The 20,281-nt window shown below is 41.4% G+C and carries 8 protein-coding genes and 1 tRNA gene; 1 reads left to right on the top strand and 8 read right to left on the bottom strand.

The window, feature by feature from the left end:
• Positions 1-22: 22 nt before the first annotated feature.
• The 5 genes from RRU92_RS05510 to RRU92_RS05490 all read right to left on the bottom strand — a co-directional run bounded on the left by RRU92_RS05510 (position 23) and on the right by RRU92_RS05490 (position 13,331).
• On the bottom strand, positions 23-6,979 hold the full coding sequence (locus tag RRU92_RS05510) for a SpGH101 family endo-alpha-N-acetylgalactosaminidase (protein WP_315638856.1): 6,957 nt from the start codon (positions 6,977-6,979) through the stop codon (positions 23-25).
• A gap of 330 nt (positions 6,980-7,309) precedes the next feature.
• Entirely contained in the window at positions 7,310-9,640 is a 2,331-nt protein-coding gene (locus RRU92_RS05505; protein WP_315638855.1) for a DNA translocase FtsK, read from the bottom strand.
• Positions 9,641-9,730: 90 nt separating this feature from the next.
• The gene (locus RRU92_RS05500; protein ID WP_315638854.1) at positions 9,731-11,686 is read right to left on the bottom strand and encodes a fructose-specific PTS transporter subunit EIIC; all 1,956 of its coding nucleotides are present in this window, start codon (positions 11,684-11,686) and stop codon (positions 9,731-9,733) included.
• Positions 11,683-12,594: a 1-phosphofructokinase gene (gene pfkB, locus RRU92_RS05495; protein ID WP_315638852.1), complete on the bottom strand. Its 912-nt coding sequence runs from the start codon at positions 12,592-12,594 to the stop codon at positions 11,683-11,685. The genes RRU92_RS05500 and pfkB overlap by 4 nt, the downstream gene beginning before the upstream one ends.
• Positions 12,591-13,331, bottom strand: coding sequence for a DeoR/GlpR family DNA-binding transcription regulator (locus RRU92_RS05490; RefSeq protein ID WP_315638851.1), 741 nt, complete (start codon positions 13,329-13,331; stop codon positions 12,591-12,593). Before RRU92_RS05490 ends, pfkB begins: the two co-directional genes overlap by 4 nt.
• Before the next feature lie 162 nt (positions 13,332-13,493).
• Between RRU92_RS05490 and RRU92_RS05485 the strand changes: the two genes are divergently transcribed.
• Positions 13,494-13,581 (top strand) — tRNA-Ser (locus RRU92_RS05485).
• A gap of 159 nt (positions 13,582-13,740) precedes the next feature.
• Here RRU92_RS05485 and RRU92_RS05480 read toward each other — a convergent pair.
• The 3 genes from RRU92_RS05480 to RRU92_RS05470 all read right to left on the bottom strand — a co-directional run bounded on the left by RRU92_RS05480 (position 13,741) and on the right by RRU92_RS05470 (position 20,250).
• On the bottom strand, positions 13,741-15,075 hold the full coding sequence (locus RRU92_RS05480; RefSeq protein ID WP_004260041.1) for an Nramp family divalent metal transporter: 1,335 nt from the start codon (positions 15,073-15,075) through the stop codon (positions 13,741-13,743).
• 470 nt (positions 15,076-15,545) lie between these two features.
• The gene (gene carB / locus RRU92_RS05475; RefSeq protein WP_315638850.1) at positions 15,546-18,722 is read right to left on the bottom strand and encodes a carbamoyl-phosphate synthase large subunit; all 3,177 of its coding nucleotides are present in this window, start codon (positions 18,720-18,722) and stop codon (positions 15,546-15,548) included.
• Positions 18,723-19,170: 448 nt separating this feature from the next.
• Complete coding sequence (locus tag RRU92_RS05470; protein ID WP_000166838.1) at positions 19,171-20,250, bottom strand: carbamoyl phosphate synthase small subunit; 1,080 nt, start codon at positions 20,248-20,250, stop codon at positions 19,171-19,173.
• Positions 20,251-20,281: the final 31 nt, after the last annotated feature.

Below are 20,281 nucleotides of genomic sequence, written 5' to 3'. Positions count from 1 at the left end.
TTATTGAAAACTTTTTTGTATTTTAATCTTCTTTTCTTTTGACAGCTAAGAGTGCTGCTGAAACTGCCATGCTGACACTAGCGATGAAGAGAGCTGTTTCAGAATTATATTCACCCGTATTTGGAAGAACATTTGAATGTGACTCTTTAGATGTATCTTTATTCTCTACTAAATCTTCTCGATACTCTGGTTTTTCCACTACAGGGGCAGGTTGGTTACCTACTGTACCAATTTGGCCTTTGTATTCTGGAATTTCATGGATTGCGCCATCACTTCCATTCACACCTCCGGTAAACTCTGGTACTTCATGAATTGCGGATTCGGTACCATTTACACCACCTGTGAATTCTGGTGCTTGGCTCACAGCTGCTTCTGCTGCGTTAACTCCACCCTTGAATTCTGGAACTTCATTTACAGCTACTTCTTCTCCTGCCGTTCCAACTACTCCTGTATACTCTGGAAGTTCTACAACTGGCGCTGCTTCATCGCCTGCTGTGCCAAGAACTCCAGTGTATTCTGGAACCTCTACAACTGGGGCTGCTTCATCGCCCGCTGTGCCAAGAACGCCAGTGTATTCTGGAACCTCTACAACTGGGGCTGCTTCATCGCCCGCTGTGCCAAGAACGCCAGTGTATTCTGGAACCTCTACAACTGGGGCTGCTTCATCGCCTGCTGTGCCAAGAACTCCAGTGTATTCTGGAACCTCTACAACTGGGGCTGCTTCATCGCCTGCTGTGCCAAGAACGCCAGTGTATTCTGGAAGCTCTACAACTGGGGCTGATTCATCACCTGCTGTACCAAGAACACCAGTGTATTCCGGAACCTCTACAACTGGGGCTGATTCATCACCTGCTGTACCGATTGGTTCTGTGTACTCTGGAACTTCATGGATTGCGGCTTCAACACCATTTACACCACCTGTGAATTCTGGAAGGTCAACAACTGGGGCTGATTCATCTCCCTTGCTTGAAGTTGGAGTTTCAGGTTTAGGTTCTGGATCTGGAGTTGGGGTAGGTGTTTGGTCTTTCAATTGGTCGAGATAATCTGCAAAGAATTCAAGGATTCTATTTGTCAAAAGATGATTATCTGTTGCAAATTTCATGCTGGCAACAACACTTGCTACTTCCTCTTGATTGCTCTTATCAGTCAATTTTTGAGCTTTAGCCAAGGCTGCTTCATAAGCTGTAGTATCAAGACCAGTTTCAGCAACTTGTGGACGAGCGAAAATCAATTCTGCAGCAGATTGATATCTATTGCCACCATCTCCGTAAGTTCTTGTTCCTGTTAGGACAATCTTCTTAGCTTTGATAGTCTTGCCAAAATCGATATCTTTTGGCTTATTGTTATCAGCCCAATTGGTTGCATTGAAGGTATGTTCCTTACCTGTTTCATCCGTTACTACAAGAGTAACATCTCTCAAGTTACCATTTGAACCTGAACCACGTGGAACATAACGGAAGCCTGTGATTTCAGTTGGTTCCTTCAAGACCATGGTTGCTGGTTTGCCAACATCTCCTCCGCTCCATGATGTATGCCATAAACTTGACACGTTGCCATCAAAGGCATTTTCAAGACCTTCTTGAGCCTGAGCAGGAGCTGTAAGACTTGCAAAGTCATCTGCTACAAGAGCTGTTTTCTTCATCACTAAAGCGTCTTTAAGAGCATTGACCTTAGCAATTTCAGACTTAGCTTCTTCTACACTGATATCATCGTCTGCTTGGCTGAGGTTGAAGACTGCTTCTTTCAAAGCATCCATTGTTTCTTTGGTGTAGTTGGTCATAGCAACAGTTGGAAGATAGTTCTTGACAGCATTTTCTGTCATCATCTTACCAGTCAAGACAATTTCTTCGATTTGAAGTCTGTCCATGATGAAGTCATTGTAGCCACGGAAGTTAGCATTACCACCAGAGTCTCCGCGAGTGTTACTTGCATTACCTGCAGAGTAGATACCTACCCATGTATCGCCAGTTTCTGCACCTGTTACTAGGAAGGTTGCACGTTTCGCTTTCTTAGAATCTGTCCAAGTATTTGGCAATTCATGCACTTCCATATTGCTCGTTTGACCATATTGGAATTCTCCCTTACCGACTACAAAGGCGTAAGTATTGTCAGATCCAGCTTCATAGTCAAATGTAATACGATAGGTCTTGCCTGCTTCAAAGCGGAAGTTTTGTGGAATTGTTTGGTAAACCAAGTTACGACGACTTACGAGACCATTTGTCTTGAGTGACCAATTTCCTTCGATAACATCATCAACTTTCTTGCCATTCCAATCACGTTGTGTGTATGGTCCATGTTTTTCAGACAAGTGAGTACGGTTATCTTCAACACCTTCGATACCACCGATAACAAATGGGAAGATACCTTGACCGACATTTTCAAAGTCTTGTTTGAAAACGCCTGTTGCAGTGTCGTGACCGTCACCGTACATATTTGATTCATTTTCAAAGGTACGAATTTCATCGAAGTAAGTTGCTTCATCGCCTGCTTCACGACTCAAGGTCAAGGTGACATTTGATACATCTGAACCTGTTGTGAAGAAAGCATACATATTTTGGAAGTAACTTGTGTTATCAACCGTTGCATTGCTTCGACGAGTATTGTGAGCATAGGCTTTTACATAGTTAAGTGCTAGTGACTTGTTAGTGTAGTTGGTTACTTCTTTTTCACCAGTATTAACAGTAATACTTGCTTTAGCATTACTACGGTTGTCGACACCGACATACACTGCGTATTTAGTATTTGGCTTCAAGCCAGTCAATTTTTGAGTGAGACTAACTTTTTCTTTATTGCCTTGGATACGGAGCATTTGGTTTGCACCTTGAGACTTCACGATTTCAGCCTTAGAAGCATCTCCTGAAATCTTCCAATGATCCAAAGATTCACTGTTAAATCCTTGGTCATAGATGTGCATTCCTTCACTCCATGACATTTCTGGATTTGTTTGTTTAGAACGATAGAGAACATATGGCTGATTTGCAGTCAGATCAAGGGTAATCTTACCGTCTTTCACGGCAACTTCTTTTTCCTCAGTCTTACCTTGGTCAGTTAGTTTATAAAGGTAAACCTTACCATTTGCCCAGTCGCTAGGAAGTGTCCAAGTTGTTGCACCTGCTTCAGTATTGAAGTAGTACATTTTTTCCTTGTCACTTTCAAGCTTGTTACCATTTGCATCCCAGTTCCAAGGAGTCAAGTAAGCTGAACCGTCTTGGATGACACGTCCGTTGAGCGTTACTGTACGTTCACGATATTGTGGACTGTTGACATCATTGGATTTACGAGTTACCACAACCTTGTTATTTGCAGCATCAACCAATTCGACTTTCATTTCTGGAGTCCATTTATAGGTACTACCATTGTCAGTCATGGTTACTGGTTTGCCATCTTCCCATTTGCTTACTGTGAAGTGTTGGAAGTACTTAGTCATAACGTCATGAGCAAACAAGTTTGTTACATAACCGTTATAATCACTACGTCCTTGCCATCCTTCGAAGTCCTTCATGCTATAACCGCCTAGAAGTGGGTAGTCAGCTGCACCACCATAACTTCTGTAGTCACCAACCCAAGAATCTTTTTGGTGGTTACGGATAAAGCGAGTAATGGCACTATTAATACCTTTATTTGTATAGCCACCGTAGGTTAAGTCAGCTGCCCAGTGTTGGAAGGTAGAATCATACTCACCACCATGGCCCCACTCAATTGCAAAACGCCAACCCTGTTTGTTGATTTCTTTTGCAAGAACGTGAGTTGCCCAAGCACCGTTGTCACCTGATTGGCCGTTACCCCAAACGTCGACATAGATAAAGTCGAGACCTTCACCAAGTTTGTTTTTCAACTCTTCCCAACGAGCTAGACGCCCATGAGCGAGGTCATAACCAGCATCAATATTGATACCTTGGTCAAGCCAGTTCCAACCGTAGCTATAGCTACCATCTGCATTTTTACGAAGAATATCTTCATTAAAGTATTTAGACTCTGGATAGGTTTCTGAAGCATTAACGTGAATACCGAGGTGGGCACCATATTTCTTAGCTTTCTCAATAAGAGTCTTAAAGTCTTCAACACCACCGATACGTTTACCGATGTCCGCATAGTTCAAGTGTCCAGAGTCATGTCCTTCACTTCCGTATCCCTTAAGCAGTACACCTTGACCAAGACCATCTGTATGGAGGTTGATCTTCTTGATACCATCCAAGGTCATGAGGAATGGGTTTTGCGCTTGTGAACCAAAGTTCATAGCGATACGGTAAGCAGTAATGTCTTTAACTTTTTCCCAACCTTGAGGGTTGTTCATGATACTACGGTAAGCAATCGCACCATCTTGCCAGTCAACCTTATGGTCAGCATTGGCATCTTCAGTGATGACTACTTTTGCACTTGGAAGTTCTTGAGTGTATGCTGGGAAGACAACTCCATTGTGGGCTTTTTCCCATTGCCATTCAGAGCTATGAATTTCCACGTAGTTAGCATTGCCAATCGTATTCTTATAAGCTGTCAAACGTGTCCAGTCGTAAGAACCACCACCGTAGCTATTTTGTGAGTTACTCCATACACCAGCAGCGAGTTTATCTGTTGAAACAAATCCGTACATATAGCCTTTGGCTAATTCTTTCATTGGATTTGTTACTTCGATATGGTCATCACCACTGACGTGAGTATTGTTTGACATGGTTGCCCCATCAAACTTAGCCCCTGCTTGGTCGCTTGAAACAGATACCAAGGCATTTCCTAGGAAGCTGATTGAAGAAAGTAATTTACGTTCGTCATCAATCTTTTGTCCTGGTGTAACTTGGTTATGGTTGACAATCTTAGTCACATCAAAGTGAAGTTGGTTGTCCACCACTTGCAAACGAACGGTCATATCTGCATTGATGAGGTTTTCCTCATCACGGAGTTTCATTTCATACTCGGCAGTCGTTGCATTAATCTTCTTATAAGTAACTTCAGGAGTCACAGCGTGCTTGTTAATCACAACTTGATTAATCGGTTGCACTTGACCTGGAAGTTTGTTGCCATTGAGGACGTACTCTTTAATACGTGGGAAGGCTTGGTCGATGACTGCTTTCAATACTGTAGATTCGATAGTGTCGTACTTGACATTGCTATCATCTACTGTGTCGCCCTTTTCTTTTTCAGCGGCTTCTTGATCGTTTTTCACACCTTCTTGGTCATCAGTCTTGACATTAACAATGGTTCGTTCGCTGCTGTTATAGGTTCCAGCTTTAAGAACGATTTTCTTCTCATCTTTGAGTTTTTCATTAACTGCTGATGGTAAGGTAAGTGTGTCAAAAAGTTTGACATCGTTGTTAGTTGCATTGAGCTGTCCATCTGATTTAAGGCTGATGGTCAAGTGGTTGACAGAACCATTTACTGGAGCTGCAACACGTCCACCTTGGTACCAAAGTCCACTTCCATTTGACTTGTATTCCCAGAACCATCCACCTTGGTCGTACCCTACAAAAACGTTATTATCGGTATCTTTAAATTTCATAAAGACACCAAAGCGAGATTTACCTGTTTCAGATTCTTCTTTAAAGGTCAAATCAACTGTGGCATTCCCATTAGCATCGACTGTCAACCCATCTTTTTCAAACAAGGCTGGTTTCTTACCATTGTCATTTTGAGCAGTTGAAGCTAGTTGGTTGTAACGAACTCCGTTTTCTTCACGGATTGTTACTGTTCCCTGTTGGTCTTTATTTTCAACTGTTTTCCATTCTGGAGTAACTTCTTTTGATTCAGTCGGTTTATTCTCAGCTGGTTTATTTTCAGCTGGCTTGTTTTCAGCAGGTTTATTTTCTGCTGGTGTTTCTTCTTTTGGCTTATCTTCCTTAGGTTTATCCTCTTTTGGTTTTTCTTCTTTATCTTCTACTTGCTTATCCAAAGCATCTAGACCAGCTGGTTTCGTTGTTTCAATACCCTTGATGTAGTTTTGAATCCACTCTAGCTGAGCAGGTGAGAAGAGAATACCTCCACTACGTTTACCAGATACACCATTTTGATGAATACCAATCAATTTCCCATTTTCATCGAAAATTCCACCACCGCTGGCACCAGGTTCACTTCCTTGATAGCTAATGCCACGAACACCTTCTCCGTGATTGTTAATAGCTTCAACAGTGGTATTCAAAATCGGATCGAGCTCGCCTTTTGGATAACCAAAAACATGCACCTTATCTCCCACCTTAATTGTAGATGGTTTATCCAAAACTTCAACTGGAGCATTTGCAAGTGGACTGCGAAGTTTGACAATGGCTAAGTCATTTTTATAACCTTTTAGGAAACCTTCACGATCCCAGTGTTTCACATCATTCTTACTGAATTTGACGTCCGGTGCCCCTTTGTAAGAAACTGTATAAACATCGTCATCACTTTCAACATTATCAGCTACTTTACGATTATTGCCATCTGGAACATCTTTGATAAAGTTATGAGAAACAGACAAAACGAGATTTTCCCCGATAACGATACCACTACCAAGCCCTGCAGCACTTTTAATTTCGACAGTCGCACCGTAGTTTAATACCCCATTTTTTGTTTTAGCAACATCTTCTGGGACTAAGCTTTTATCTTCTTTTTCTAGTTCTTCTTTTGAGGCAGTGCGGCCATTTTCTTCAGCCTTATCAAGTTTTCCACGTAGTTCTTCAGGAAGAGTATCTGAAGCTGCTGAGCTTGTTGCAGTTGCAGTTTCTTTTTCTTTTGCCAGCAATTCTTCTTCAGTTTTTGGTCCTTCAGTTACTTCAGGAGAACCCTGATCTTCACCAGGTTTTGGCGCTTCAAAGTCATGCCCATCATCCTCTTTAGCATTGGCAAGAGCTGCCGCCAAATCAGCTGGCATATTCGCTGTTGAACCTGTTTGTCCAGAATCTGCGAGAACAGTGCTAGTTCCAAAGAAAGCTGCACCAATCATGACAGAAGCAACCCCTAATGAAAATTTCCGAATACTATATTTGCAACGTTTTTCAAATAATCCTTTATCCATCGGTTTTTTTGTTCCTTTCAGTTTATCAAGTAAGCGTTTGCATTTTGTTTTAAAAAAATATCCTCCTCAATTTTTAAACACTTCTGGATAAACATATAATTTTTTCTATACCAATTTAATATATCAAAAACAGTTTGAAAAATCAATAGTTTAATAGGTAAAACTAGTAAAAGTAAAATCCAATTATTGGGCAAGTCTGAAACGATTTTCAGATGGCCTTATTTCTAAAGAAATCGCTATAAAAAAGGAAACTCTATCTAAAAAGTTAGACCAATTTTGACCAACTTTTTAATAAAGTTTCCATGCATTTTTATACTTTTTTTACGTTTTTTATTGTTGTAAAACCTTTCGCGGCTTCGTTCCTTCTGCAGGTCCGATAACTCCAGCCATCTCTAATTCTTCCATCAAGCGAGTTGCTCGGTTAAAACCAACTGATAATCGACGTTGAATCATGGATGCGCTCGCTTTTTGAGTTTCAATAACCAAAGCCTTGGCTTCTTCAAATAGCGGATCTCCACCTTCATCTCCTGTGCCAGACTCACCTTCTGTCTCAGAAACCTCTCCAGGATCAAAGCTTTCATCATAGTCAGCATCTGCTTGAGCCTTGATAAAGCTAACAATACGCTCCACATCATCATCCGAGATAAAAGAACCTTGCAGACGAACAGGATGGTTTTCATCGATTGGCTTGAAGAGCATATCGCCTCGACCCAGGAGTTTCTCAGCACCATTTTCATCTAAGATAGTTCGAGAATCCGTTCCAGAAGATACAGCAAAAGCTACACGAGACGGCACATTGGCCTTAATCAGACCAGAGATAACATCCACTGAAGGACGCTGCGTCGCAAGAATCATATGAATACCAGCTGCACGCGCCTTCTGTCCAAGACGGATAATAGCATCTTCTACTTCCTTGCTGGCTACCATCATGAGGTCAGCTAACTCATCGACAATCACGACAATCAAAGGAAGAGGTACTTGTTTATACTCAGATTGAGCGTTGAATTCCTCCACCTTAGCATTGAAACCAGCAATATTACGAACGCCAATTTTGGCAAAGAGTTCATAACGATTTTCCATCTCATCCACAACTTTTTGAAGGGCCTTGCTGGCCTTACGTGGATTCGTCACAACTGGAATCAAAAGATGAGGAATATCATTATAGACTGACAACTCAACCATCTTCGGATCCACCATCATAAACTTAACTTGGTCTGGACGCGCCTTCATGAGAATACTTGCAATAATACCATTGACTGCAACAGATTTACCAGAACCTGTCGAACCAGCCACTAGCAAGTGAGGCATTTTAGCTAGGTCAAAACTACGAGCTGTACCATTGACAGCTTTGCCAAGGGGAATTTCTAGCAGATTTTCAGGTTTAGTTTGCGATTGTTCCCAGAGCTCTCGGAAGGAGACTGTCGCTATCTCTGAGTTAGGCACTTCAATCCCGACTAAGGATTTCCCAGGAATTGGAGCTTCGATACGGACATCTTTTGCAGCCAAGGCCAGAGCCAAGTCATCTGCTAGATTGGAAATGCGATTGACCCGAACACCAACGGCTGGCTTGACTTCGTACTTGGTAACCGATGGACCGATTTCAGCACGTTCAACCGTTACCTTAATACCGAAACTCGCAAAGGTTTCTTCCAAAATCTTGATATTTTCGCGAACGATTTTCTTTTCCTTGGACTGGTCTTTGGGCTTATCGGGTGCAAAAAGTTGCAAGCTTGGAAGTTTGTACTCTAAAGCTTTTTTAGCAGAAAAATCTACCTCAACATCCTCATCCTCTAAGAACTCATCTTCCTCTGGAATATCAACTTCGCTAGGAACTTCATAATCTGCTTGAGGGAGAATAATTTCAGGTTCTACCCATTCTTCCTCTGGAAGGGGTGGTAAATCATCAAAGTGAACAGGGGTAGCTTCTAAAATCTCGCCAGTTTCCATATCAACAGGAGGTATATCCAACAAGGCTTGCTCTGCTTGTTCTTTTTCTAGTCTTTCCTGTTCCTCTGCTTCCTTACGAGCTTTTTCTTCTTCTCGTTTGATAAAACGTTCCTGTTTCTTCTGCTCACGTCGCTCCATCCAAAGGGCAAAACGTGCTCCAAGAAAATCAGCAACATCATAGACAGACCAGGGACTAACTAGAAGAGCACCGATCAAGATTAAGATAGCTCCGATAAAGTAAGTACCAATATTTGAAAAGAGAAAGGCGACTGGAATATAAAGGGCAACACCTAGAAGCCCTCCTCCAGCAAAACTAGTCACACGAAAGCCTGTCAAATCTGTCAAAACTTGGGCTAAAGTCCCCTTTAAGACAGCCTGTTCTAAGCCATATTTCCATACAAGATAAGCTTCAAAAATCAGCAATAAGCCTGAAAAAATGCACAGAAAACCTGAGATTAGACCTTCTTGCTTCCGAATCCATTTGAAGAAAAAAAGGTAGACTAGAACGACAAAGATGACCAGATAGGCTAGACTTCCTACTAGTAATCGAATAAGGTTATAAAGCGTGAGTCCAACTGCTCCTAATTTCAGAGCAGCGAACATTAAGCAAAAAGCTATGACTAAGGAAATTAACATCCGTTGGATAGCTTGCTTTCTTTCTAATTCAGCTTTTGACGGTCTCCGTCTTGTTTTACTTGTATTTTTGTTTGCCATTCTTCTATTATACCATATTTCAGAAACATCTAGAGAAATCAAAAAAATGACTGCCCACTTTCGTGTTCAGTCATTTGAATCTCTTTGTGATTATTTTTCTAAAGGTTTACGAAGGTAACCATAAACCACACCACTAACAAGTGCTCCCACCAATACAAAGACAAGGTATAGAAGGGCATTTGTTGTAAGGGCGATAACGAAGATTCCTCCGTGAGGTGCCATCAGTTTGATACCTGCAAGACCAACAAGTCCACCTGCTACTGCTGAACCAAGGATAAAGCTTGGGATAGCACGAGCTGGGTCAGCTGCACCAAATGGAATCGCACCTTCAGTGATGAATGACAAGCCCATAACGATGTTTGTCAAACCAGAGTTGCGTTCTTCTTTAGTAAATTTATCTTTGAAAAGAAGGGTTGCGACAAAGATGGCAAGTGGTGGCACCATTCCTCCAGCCATAACTGCTGCCATGGCTACAGAACCACCTGAAGAAACAGTCGCTGCAAGCGTACCTGTACCAAATACATAAGCTGCTTTGTTAACTGGTCCACCCATGTCAACAGCCATCATTCCACCAAGGACGATACCAAGAAGGACAGCTGAACCTCCTCCAAGACCGCCTAGGAAGTCATTCATACCAGTATTGATTGCTGCCATCGGGATGTTAACAGCCAGCATGACAAATCCTGTCAAGATTGTTCCAAGAAGTGGCAAGAGAAGGATTGATTTAGCACCTTCAAGTGAACGAGGAACTTTGACGTATTTCTTGATAGCAAGAACCAAAGCTCCCGCGATAAATCCACCAACAAGGGCACCTAGGAAACCAGATGAGACACCTGCAAGAGTTGAAGTTGCTTCACCACCTGCAGCATAAGGGATTTTTCCAAAGGCAAAACCTTCTTTGGCAATAGCACCAGCCACGAAACCTGCTACCAAACCTGGTTTTTCAGCGATAGAGTAGGCTACATAACCTGCAAAGACTGGAAGCATCAAACCAAAGGCTGCACCACCGATTTTCATGAACATAGAAGCTAGCTCATGGTAAGAACCAAGATTGCCAAGGTTTTCATTTGGCACACCCAAAGCACCGTCAATCAAGAAGGCAAGGGCAATCATGATACCCCCACCGATAACGAATGGCAACATTTGAGATACACCACTCATCAAGTGTTTGTAGAAGGCCCCACCAAGGCTTTGTTTTTCGTTGCTTGCTGTTGCAGTTTTGGCTCCGTTTGCAGCACGGTAAACTTCAGCATCTCCAGATAGAGCCAATTTGATCAACTCTTCTGTCTTACGGATACCGTCTGCAACTGGACGATTTACCAATGGTTTGCCATCGAAACGATCCATTTCAACTGCTTTATCTGCAGCGATAATTACAGCTTTAGCCTTGCGGATATCTTCTGCTGTCAATTTGTTGCCAACACCGCTGGCACCATTAGTTTCAACCTTGATACCAACACCCATTTCAGCAGCCACTTTTTGAAGAGCTTCTTGAGCCATGTAAGTGTGGGCAATCCCTGTTGTACAAGCTGTAACTGCTACGATGAAATCATCAGAGTCATTTGCAGGAGCTTGAGCTGGTTCCTCAGCTTTTTCTGAAGCTTGATCAAAGAGTTCGATGACTTGATCAGCTGATGTTACTTGACGAAGTTTATCAGCAAAACCGTCTTTCATTAAGTATTGAGATAATTCTGCCAAGGCAGCCAAGTGAGTATCATTGGCACCTTCTGGAGCGGCAATCATAAAGAAGAGGTCAGTTGGTTGTCCATCTAAACTTTCGTAGTCAACACCCTTATTTGACTTAGCAAAGAGAACAGTTGCTTCTTTAACTGCAGCGTTCTTGCTGTGAGGCATTGCGATACCATCACCCAAACCTGTAGAAGTCAAAGCTTCACGCGCCAAGATTCCTTCTTTAAAAGTTTCAAAATCTGTCACGTATCCGTGTTCTACCAAGCTATGAATCATTTCTTCAATAGCTGCTGTTTTTTCAGTTGCTTGCAAATCAAGCAACATGACATCTTTTCTCAATAAATCCTGAATTTTCATCTTTTTTCTACCTCAACTTTTTCATAAGTTTCTTTAATAAATGCTGCAGTTGCCAAGTCATCAGAGAAGGTAGTTGCTGTTCCACAAGCCACCCCCCATTTGAAGGCTTCTACTGCGTCTTTTGATTTGACAAACTCACCAGTAAATCCAGCAACCATAGAGTCACCAGCACCAACTGAGTTTTTCACTGTTCCCTTGATTGGCTTAGCAAAGTAGGTTCCCTCTGATGTTACCAGAAGGGCTCCATCTCCAGCCATAGAGATAATAACGTTTTGAGCACCTTTAGCCAACAATTCTCGAGCGTATTTTTCAATCTCATCTAAACTTTCGAGCTTGACTCCAAAGATAGCTCCGAGTTCATGATTGTTTGGTTTGACCAAAAGTGGTTGATAATCCAAACTATCAATCAAGGTCTGACCTTCAAAGTCACAGACCACTTGAGCACCCGTTTGACGAGTCAAGGCAATCAAATCCTTATAGATGACATTGCCTAAGTTTTTAGCGCTTGAACCAGCAAATACCACTGTATCTTCTGCTGTTAGACTTGAAAGAATAGCTTTTAATTCTTCAAGCTGTTCTGGCTCAACAGTAGGACCAGTTCCGTTGATTTCAGTTTCTTGATCCGCTTTAATCTTGACGTTGATACGCGTATCTTCTGCTACTTGAACAAATCGCGTTTCAATTTGTTCTTCAGCTAAAGTATCTGTGATAAATTTACCAGTAAAACCTCCGATAAATCCAGTCGCTGTATTTGGAATATCCAAGCGTTTCAAGACACGGCTAACATTGATTCCCTTACCACCAGCAAACTTATCATCACTATCCATACGATTAACACTACCAACTTCCACTTTATCCAGACGGACAATATAGTCAATAGATGGATTTAGCGTGACTGTATAAATCATACTTCGATAACCTCCGTTTTTTCTTTGATAGCTGGCAAGAGTTCGTGACCCTTGCTTGTAATAACAATTGCTCGTTTTATAGGCGCGACCTTAGCGAAACAAGACTGACCAACCTTAGACGAATCCGCCAAAATATAAGTTTGTTTGGCATTTTCTAAGATAGCACGCTTGACAGCTCCCTCCTCCATATCTGGAGTTGTATAATAACCTTCGTCCACACCATTCATTCCGATAAAGGCACGGTCAAAGTGTAATTGGTTAATCTGATTAAGCGCGACACCACCGATGCTGGCATCAGTCGTCATCTTAACCCCACCGCCAATAATAACTGTCGGGATTTGCTTATCCACTAATTGAACCGCATGGTGAATGGAGTTAGTCACAACAGTAATGTCTTTTCGCTCCAATTCCTTAATGAGAAAGGCTGTTGTACTTCCTGCATCCACAAAGATAACATCTTTTTCTTTGATGAGGGAAGCTGCCTTTTGCGCAATCAATTTTTTCTCTTGAAGGTTTTTGACAGATTTTTCTTGAATGGTTTCTTCTTCTTGCAAGGAGTGTGGCAACTCTGCTCCTCCATGAACTCGGCGAAGTTTATTTTCCGATTCCAATTCATCTAAATCTCGTCTAACCGTTGATTCTGACGTATCTAACAAACCTACTAATTTCTCTAAAGTAACGACTTTATGTTTGCCCAGCTCCTCTAAAATCAACTTTTTTCTCTCAGTTTTTAGCACTTACTCACCTCCTGTTAACGATTACAATAATCATTCTATCACAAAAAAAATCAAAGTCAAGCACTTTTTTATCATTTTCTTTCATTTTCTATCATTTTGCCAATTGTTTGAATTTTATTTGCAAGATACTTGCCTTTATGATAAACTATTTTAGTAAGTATTGGAAGATTACTCAAGAGGCTTAAGAGGCCGTGTTGGAAACGCGGTAGGCGTGTGAAAGCGTGCGTGGGTTCGAATCCCATGTCTTCCGTAGCTATAGTGTGGCTGCATCTTGATGCAGCTTTTTATAATGTGTTTTTCATCTAAGATGAGAATTCCAAAAAATCACCCAAGATTCAACTCTTGGGTGATTTTTTTCTTCAATTTTAATCATCAAAATGATATTTTTTCTACTTCATCTCAGATGCTCTTAAAAAATATCAAACAGCAATTTCACATTGAGGATGGTCAAGATAATGGAAACGATATAACCAAGGATGGTATTCCATTTGGCATTGGTAAATTCTCCCATCAGTGATTTTTTTGAAGTAAGATAAATCAAGGGGAAGATTGAAAATGGAAGAGCGATAGAAAGAAAGACCTGTGAATAGACCAATAACTGATCCAAGGTTTTTTCCTGATGACCAAACAAAACTGCTACTATCATGACAGGTAGTAAGGCAAAGAGACGAGTCGCCAAACGAATGAACCACTGAGGCAATCGCATATGTAAGAAACCTTCCATAACGATTTGCCCTGTCAAGGTACCTGTGATAGTCGAATTCTGACCACTTGCTAATAGGGCCAAGGCAAACAAGGTTGATAGGGTTGAGCTGGCTATAGCTCCCGCAATAGTTGAATCCTGCAAGGCATTATACATTTGAGAGAAAGCAGAAATCTCAGATGCATGTCCGAAGAAGAGAGCCGCCCCTAAGATCAAAAGAAGGGAGTTAACCACAAAGGCCAAGGATAACTGGAGATTAGAATCCCAGGTCATAAAGCGCACGGCTTTTCGAACATCATTCTTGTCCTTATGATTGATTTTCCGAGTTTGAGACAAGGAAGAATGCAAATAGAGGTTATGGGGCATAACCGTTGCTCCCACGATCCCTAGTGCCAAGGTTAATTGACTTTCATGCCCTGGCAAGGGACTTTCAAATAAGGTTGCATTCGGTAGATAACCCTCAACGATTCCTTGGAAGCTTGGATGTGACAAAGCTACCAGATAGGTAAAAATTGCTAGAATGGTTAAAATCAGTGTTGTCACAATAGCTTCAATCTTCTTAAAGCCAAATTTCATCAGAAGCAATAAGAGAAAAACATCCAACACGGTCAAGAGAATTGCTATCATAATCGGAATCTTAAAGAGAAGATTGAGAGCAATCGCTGAACCTAGAACTTCTGCCAGATCTGTCGCCATCAAGGCTAATTCTAAAATCACCCATAGACTATAACGAAGCCATTTAGGTGAATGATGAGCCGTTGCTTGAGCCAGGTCCATCTGGGTTACAATCCCAAGCTTTCCTGCCATCTGCTGAAGTTGCATGGCAATGAGAGATGAAATCAAGATAACAAACAAGAGACTATACTTATAGGAAGCACCACCGACTACACTGGTAATCCAGTTTCCTGGATCCATATAACCAACTGCGACAAGAGCACCCGGACCTAAAAAGGCCTTTAAATTTTGCCAGAAATGATTGTTATTTGGAGTATCGATAGATTGATTAATCTCAGAGAGTGACACTTTTTTATGAGAAGACATAGATACTTACCTCTTTCTAAACCTACTTTTTCATTATTTTCTATTAGAGAAAAATAAGATTGACTTTAAACTATTAAAACAATGAAAACTATATGAAAAACATTTAGTTTTTTCATTATTTTTCTTAAGGCACCTTAATATTTTTCTTAAGGCACCTTAATATTTTTCTTAAGGCACCTTAATTATAACACAAAAAATGAAAACTATATGAAAAACATTTAGTTTTTTCATTATTTTTCTTAAGGCACCTTAATTATAAAAAATATGATAAAAACTTAAGAAAATTCAACAAAATTTTAGGGAAAGTCAGAATAAGTCTACTCATTAACGATAATGATAAATCTATTGATAAACTTTGACATTTAATAGTGAACTGTAACTATTATTTCTAACTCGATTTCTCTATAAAAGAGGAAAAACCAGCGTCTTTTGACGCTGGATAAAAGCTACTTAGATCATTTAACAAGAAACTAAATTGCTTCTGTAACGAAGCTACGGCTTTCAAGTACCTTAAGCATAGCATCCGCTGTATCCAAAGCTGTAAAGAGAGGAACTCCGTGTTCAATAGCTGAACGGCGGATTTGTTCACCATCTTCATCAGCAGTTCGCTTAGTACCAACTGTGTTGATGATAGCTTGGATTTTCCCTTTACGAACATAGCTTGGGATATCATGTTCATCATCACCAATCTTACCAACGAGTTGAGCCTTCAAGCCATGACTTTCAAAGAAAGCTGCTGTTCCTTGAGTCGCAAGGATACCATAACCAATATTTTGGAAACGACGAGCCAAATCCAAAGCTTCTTCCTTGGCATCATCAGCGATAGTAAAGACAACATTCCCAAAGGTTGGCAAGTGAAGATAAGAAGCTTCAAAAGCCTTGTATAGTGCTTTTTCTAGAGTCGTATCAGAACCCATAACTTCCCCTGTTGACTTCATTTCAGGACCGAGGAGGCTGTCTACCTTAGCAAGCTTGGTAAAGGAGAAGACTGGTGCCTTAATATGAACACGACTACTTTCTGGGTAAAGCCCATCTTGATAACCAAGTTCTTCAAGACTTTGACCAAGAATGAGCTTGGTTGCTACCTGAGCCATAGGGATATTGGTTACTTTTGATAGGAACGGTACGGTACGACTGGCACGTGGATTCACCTCAATAACGTAAACTTTCTCATCCTTGATGACAAACTGAATGTTCATCATACCAAGACAGTTAAGGCCGATTGCTAGACGTTTTGTGTAGTCTGCGATTGTTTCTTGAACCTTTTGAGACAAGGTTTGTGGAGGGTAAACAGCCATGGAGTCACCTGAGTGGACACCGGCACGTTCGATATGTTCCATGATACCTGGGATGAGGACATTTTGTCCATCTGAGATAGCATCTACTTCACATTCTTGTCCAACGATATAAGAGTCTACAAGAACTGGATGATCTGGACTTGCCTTAACGGCTGTGCGCATGTAAGAACGGAGATCTTCTTCGTTTTCTACAATTTCCATAGCACGTCCACCCAAGACATAAGAAGGACGAACAAGGACTGGGAAACCAATCTTGCGGGCTGCAAGTACTGCTTCTTCTTCGTTTGTTGCAGTCTGTCCAGGAGGCTGTGGAATATCCAAGTCTTTGAGGGCTTGTTCGAAGAGGTCACGGTCTTCGGCACGGTCTAGATCAGCAACCTGCGTACCAAGGATAGTCACACCTGCCTTAGCCAATGGCTCAGCAAGGTTGATAGCTGTTTGACCACCAAATTGAACGATAACACCTTTTGGTTGCTCCAAATCGATGACATTCATGACATCTTCAAATGTCAATGGTTCAAAGTAAAGTTTATCTGATACAGAGAAGTCTGTTGAAACTGTCTCTGGGTTTGAGTTCATAATGATGGCTTCGTAGCCAGCAGCTTGAATCGCCTTAACAGAGTGAACTGTTGCGTAGTCAAACTCAACCCCTTGACCAATACGGATTGGACCAGAACCTAGGACCAGTACAGATTCCTTTTCAGACTTGATGGATTCGTTTTCCCAACCATAGGTTGAATAGAAGTATGGAGTTTCTGATTCAAACTCTGCCGCACAAGTATCAACCATCTTGTAAACTGGAACAATCTTGTTTTCCAAACGAAGTTGGCGAACTTGATCAGCTGTAGTATTCCAGAGTTCAGCAATCTTACGGTCTGAAAATCCATTCAATTTTGCAGTTTTCAAAACTTCAAGATCTTGTGGATGTGAACCCAATTCTTGCTCAATTTCAAAGATATGCAAGAGTTTATCCAGATAAAAGATATCGATTTTTGTAAGCTCAGCAATTTCTTCTGGTGTGTAACCACGGCGAATGGCTTCTGATACATAGAAGAGACGGTCATCCTGTGCTTTGACAACTTTTTCAATCAAGGCATCATCTGAAACATCTGCAAGTTCAGGCATTTCATTGTGATGCACCCCAATTTCAAGTGAACGACAAGCTTTAAGAAGTGACTCTTCGATGTTACGACCGATAGCCATAACTTCTCCAGTCGCCTTCATCTGAGTACCAAGACGGCGCTCACCCTTTTCAAACTTATCAAATGGGAAACGTGGAATCTTGGCAACGACGTAATCAAGGGCTGGTTCAAACATGGCATAAGTTGAACCTGTAACTGGGTTGATGACCTCATCTAAGGTCAAACCGACTGCAATCTTAGCAGCCAATTTAGCGATTGGGTAACCTGTCGCCTTAGAAGCAAGGGCTGACGAACGCGATACACGAGGATTTACTTCGATGACATAGTACTTAAAGCTGTGAGGATCGAGAGCCAACTGAACGTTACATCCACCTTCAATCTTGAGAGCGCGGATAATGCTCAAACTTGCATCACGAAGCATTTGGTTTTCATAATCTGACATAGTTTGCGCTGGGGCAAATACGATGGAATCCCCTGTATGAATCCCGACTGGGTCAAAGTTTTCCATGTTACATACAACAAGAGCATTGTCAGCTGAGTCACGCATGACCTCATACTCAATTTCCTTGAAACCTGCAATAGAACGTTCAATCAAACATTGGGTAACAGGTGACAACTTCAAACCATTTTCAGCAATTTCACGTAATTCTTCCTCGTTGGCACACATACCACCACCAGTACCACCAAGTGTAAAGGCTGGACGGACGATTACTGGGTAACCAATTGTTGCTGCGAAGGCTACGGCTTCTTCCACTGTGTTAACAATTTCTGATTCAGGAATTGGTTGGTTCAGCTCTTCCATCAATTGTTTAAAAAGATCGCGGTCCTCTGCTTGATCGATGGCAGACAATTTAGTCCCTAGAAGTTCTACTCCCAATTCATCAAGAATTCCATTTTTAGACAATTCCATGGCCATGTTAAGCCCTGTTTGCCCACCAAGAGTTGGAAGCAAGGCATCTGGACGTTCTTTACGGAGAATACGAGTTACAAACTCAAGTGTGATTGGCTCAATGTAAACCTTGTCTGCAATTTCCTTATCAGTCATGATAGTTGCAGGGTTTGAGTTCACCAAGACAACCTCATAACCTTCCTCTTTCAAAGACAAGCAAGCCTGAGTCCCAGCATAGTCAAACTCAGCAGCCTGACCAATAATAATCGGACCAGAACCAATCACCATAATTTTTTGAATATCAGTACGTTTAGGCATTTATAAGATATTAAGGGCGTCAAGCGGACAAAGCTAAAATAGGAGTTACGACGAAGAACTGTCAGTTCTAGGAATAACTATCTTTTTAGCACCGTCCGTAGCCCGTATTCAGTTCAGCAAATACGGCTCACCCTTCTCCTTTCTATTCGGCAACTCTCAGGTTGCCATTAAATAAATTCTCCGACGATTTTTTAGCGAAACGATTTTTTTCGATAAAAAATCTAGTGCAGGGAGTTTTTAGTTCGCCTAATAGCGACTAAAAGAAACGACCTGCCTTTCTATTCGTCGCCTCACAGGGCGACATTAAATAAGATACAAAGGACGAATAGAAAGTGATTGAATTTTAGGAAACCAAGGAAGGATTGACAATCCGAGTTGGGTCCTCTAAATTCCGAGCTTTCCGTCCGTGTTCAGTTGCATAAAGTATCCGACGATTTCACACTCGTCTTTAGTTTGCTTGTTTGAAGGCTTCCATCATCTCGATGAACTCGTCAAATAGATAACTTGCATCGTGCGGACCTGGTGCAGCATCTGGGTGGAATTGCACGGAGAAACCTGGTTGGTATCTGTGACGTACACCTTCAACTGACTTGTCATTGATTTCTTCATGAGTAATCATCAAATGGTCTGGAAAATCTTCACGACTCACTGCATATCCATGGTTTTGACTAGTAAAGTCCACGCGCCCTGTTGCAATTTCACGTACAGCGTGGTTAAATCCACGGTGACCAAATTTCATCTTATAGGTCTTGGCACCATTTGCCATTGCAAAGAGTTGATGCCCCATACAAATACCAAAGATTGGAATCTTGCCAAGAATACCACGAATCATATCAAGTGCTTCTGGTACATCTTCTGGATTTCCCGGTCCATTTGACAACATAACTCCGTCTGGATTCAAGTGAAGGATTTCCTCTGCTGTTGTAGTATAAGGAACGACCGTTACATTACAATCTCTCTTAGACAACTCTCTTAAGATTGAATGCTTGAGACCAAAGTCTACAAGTACCACACTTAAACCTACTCCTGGAGCTGGGTAAGCAGTTTTTGTAGAAACCTGTTTGATATTATCAATTGGTAGAACAGTTGCTTGAAGCTGATCTGTGATGTGATCGATACTATCTCCAACATGTGTCAGAGTCGCTCTCATAGTTCCATGTTTGCGAATGATTTTTGTCAAAGCACGTGTATCAATACCTGAAATACCAGGGATTTTCTTAGACTTCAAAAATTCATCCAGTGTCATCTGGTTGCGCCAGTTGCTGGCTCTACGAGCTTCTTCAAATACTACTACACCTTTACAGGTTGGACTGATAGACTCGTAGTCATCACGATTAATCCCATAATTTCCAACCAAGGGATAGGTAAAGGTTAGGATTTGCCCATTGTAAGACTGATCCGTAATGGATTCTTGATAACCAGTCATCCCGGTATTAAAGACAATTTCACCAGTTACATCGATGTCAGCCCCAAAGGCTTTTCCTTCAAAAATTGTTCCATCTTCTAAAACTAGAAGTCGTTTAGTCATAAATTCACCTCTCGTGGATGCTCTCAGGCAT

Origin of the sequence: Streptococcus sp. DTU_2020_1001019_1_SI_AUS_MUR_006 (assembly GCF_032340315.1) — a bacterium.
Lineage (GTDB): Bacteria > Bacillota > Bacilli > Lactobacillales > Streptococcaceae > Streptococcus.
The sequence above is the reverse complement of the archived record's forward strand: the minus strand, read 5'-3'. Positions and strand labels throughout refer to the sequence as shown.

What these genes read in the sequence shown, in the direction of transcription:
- RRU92_RS05510 (WP_315638856.1), bottom strand. Translation starts at nt 6,979, where the DNA reads ATGGATAAAGGATTATTTGAAAAACGTTGCAAATATAGTATTCGGAAA.
- RRU92_RS05505 (WP_315638855.1), bottom strand. Translation starts at nt 9,640, where the DNA reads ATGGCAAACAAAAATACAAGTAAAACAAGACGGAGACCGTCAAAAGCT.
- RRU92_RS05500 (WP_315638854.1), bottom strand. Translation starts at nt 11,686, where the DNA reads ATGAAAATTCAGGATTTATTGAGAAAAGATGTCATGTTGCTTGATTTG.
- pfkB (WP_315638852.1), bottom strand. Translation starts at nt 12,594, where the DNA reads ATGATTTATACAGTCACGCTAAATCCATCTATTGACTATATTGTCCGT.
- RRU92_RS05480 (WP_004260041.1), bottom strand. Translation starts at nt 15,075, where the DNA reads ATGTCTTCTCATAAAAAAGTGTCACTCTCTGAGATTAATCAATCTATC.
- carB (WP_315638850.1), bottom strand. Translation starts at nt 18,722, where the DNA reads ATGCCTAAACGTACTGATATTCAAAAAATTATGGTGATTGGTTCTGGT.
- RRU92_RS05470 (WP_000166838.1), bottom strand. Translation starts at nt 20,250, where the DNA reads ATGACTAAACGACTTCTAGTTTTAGAAGATGGAACAATTTTTGAAGGA.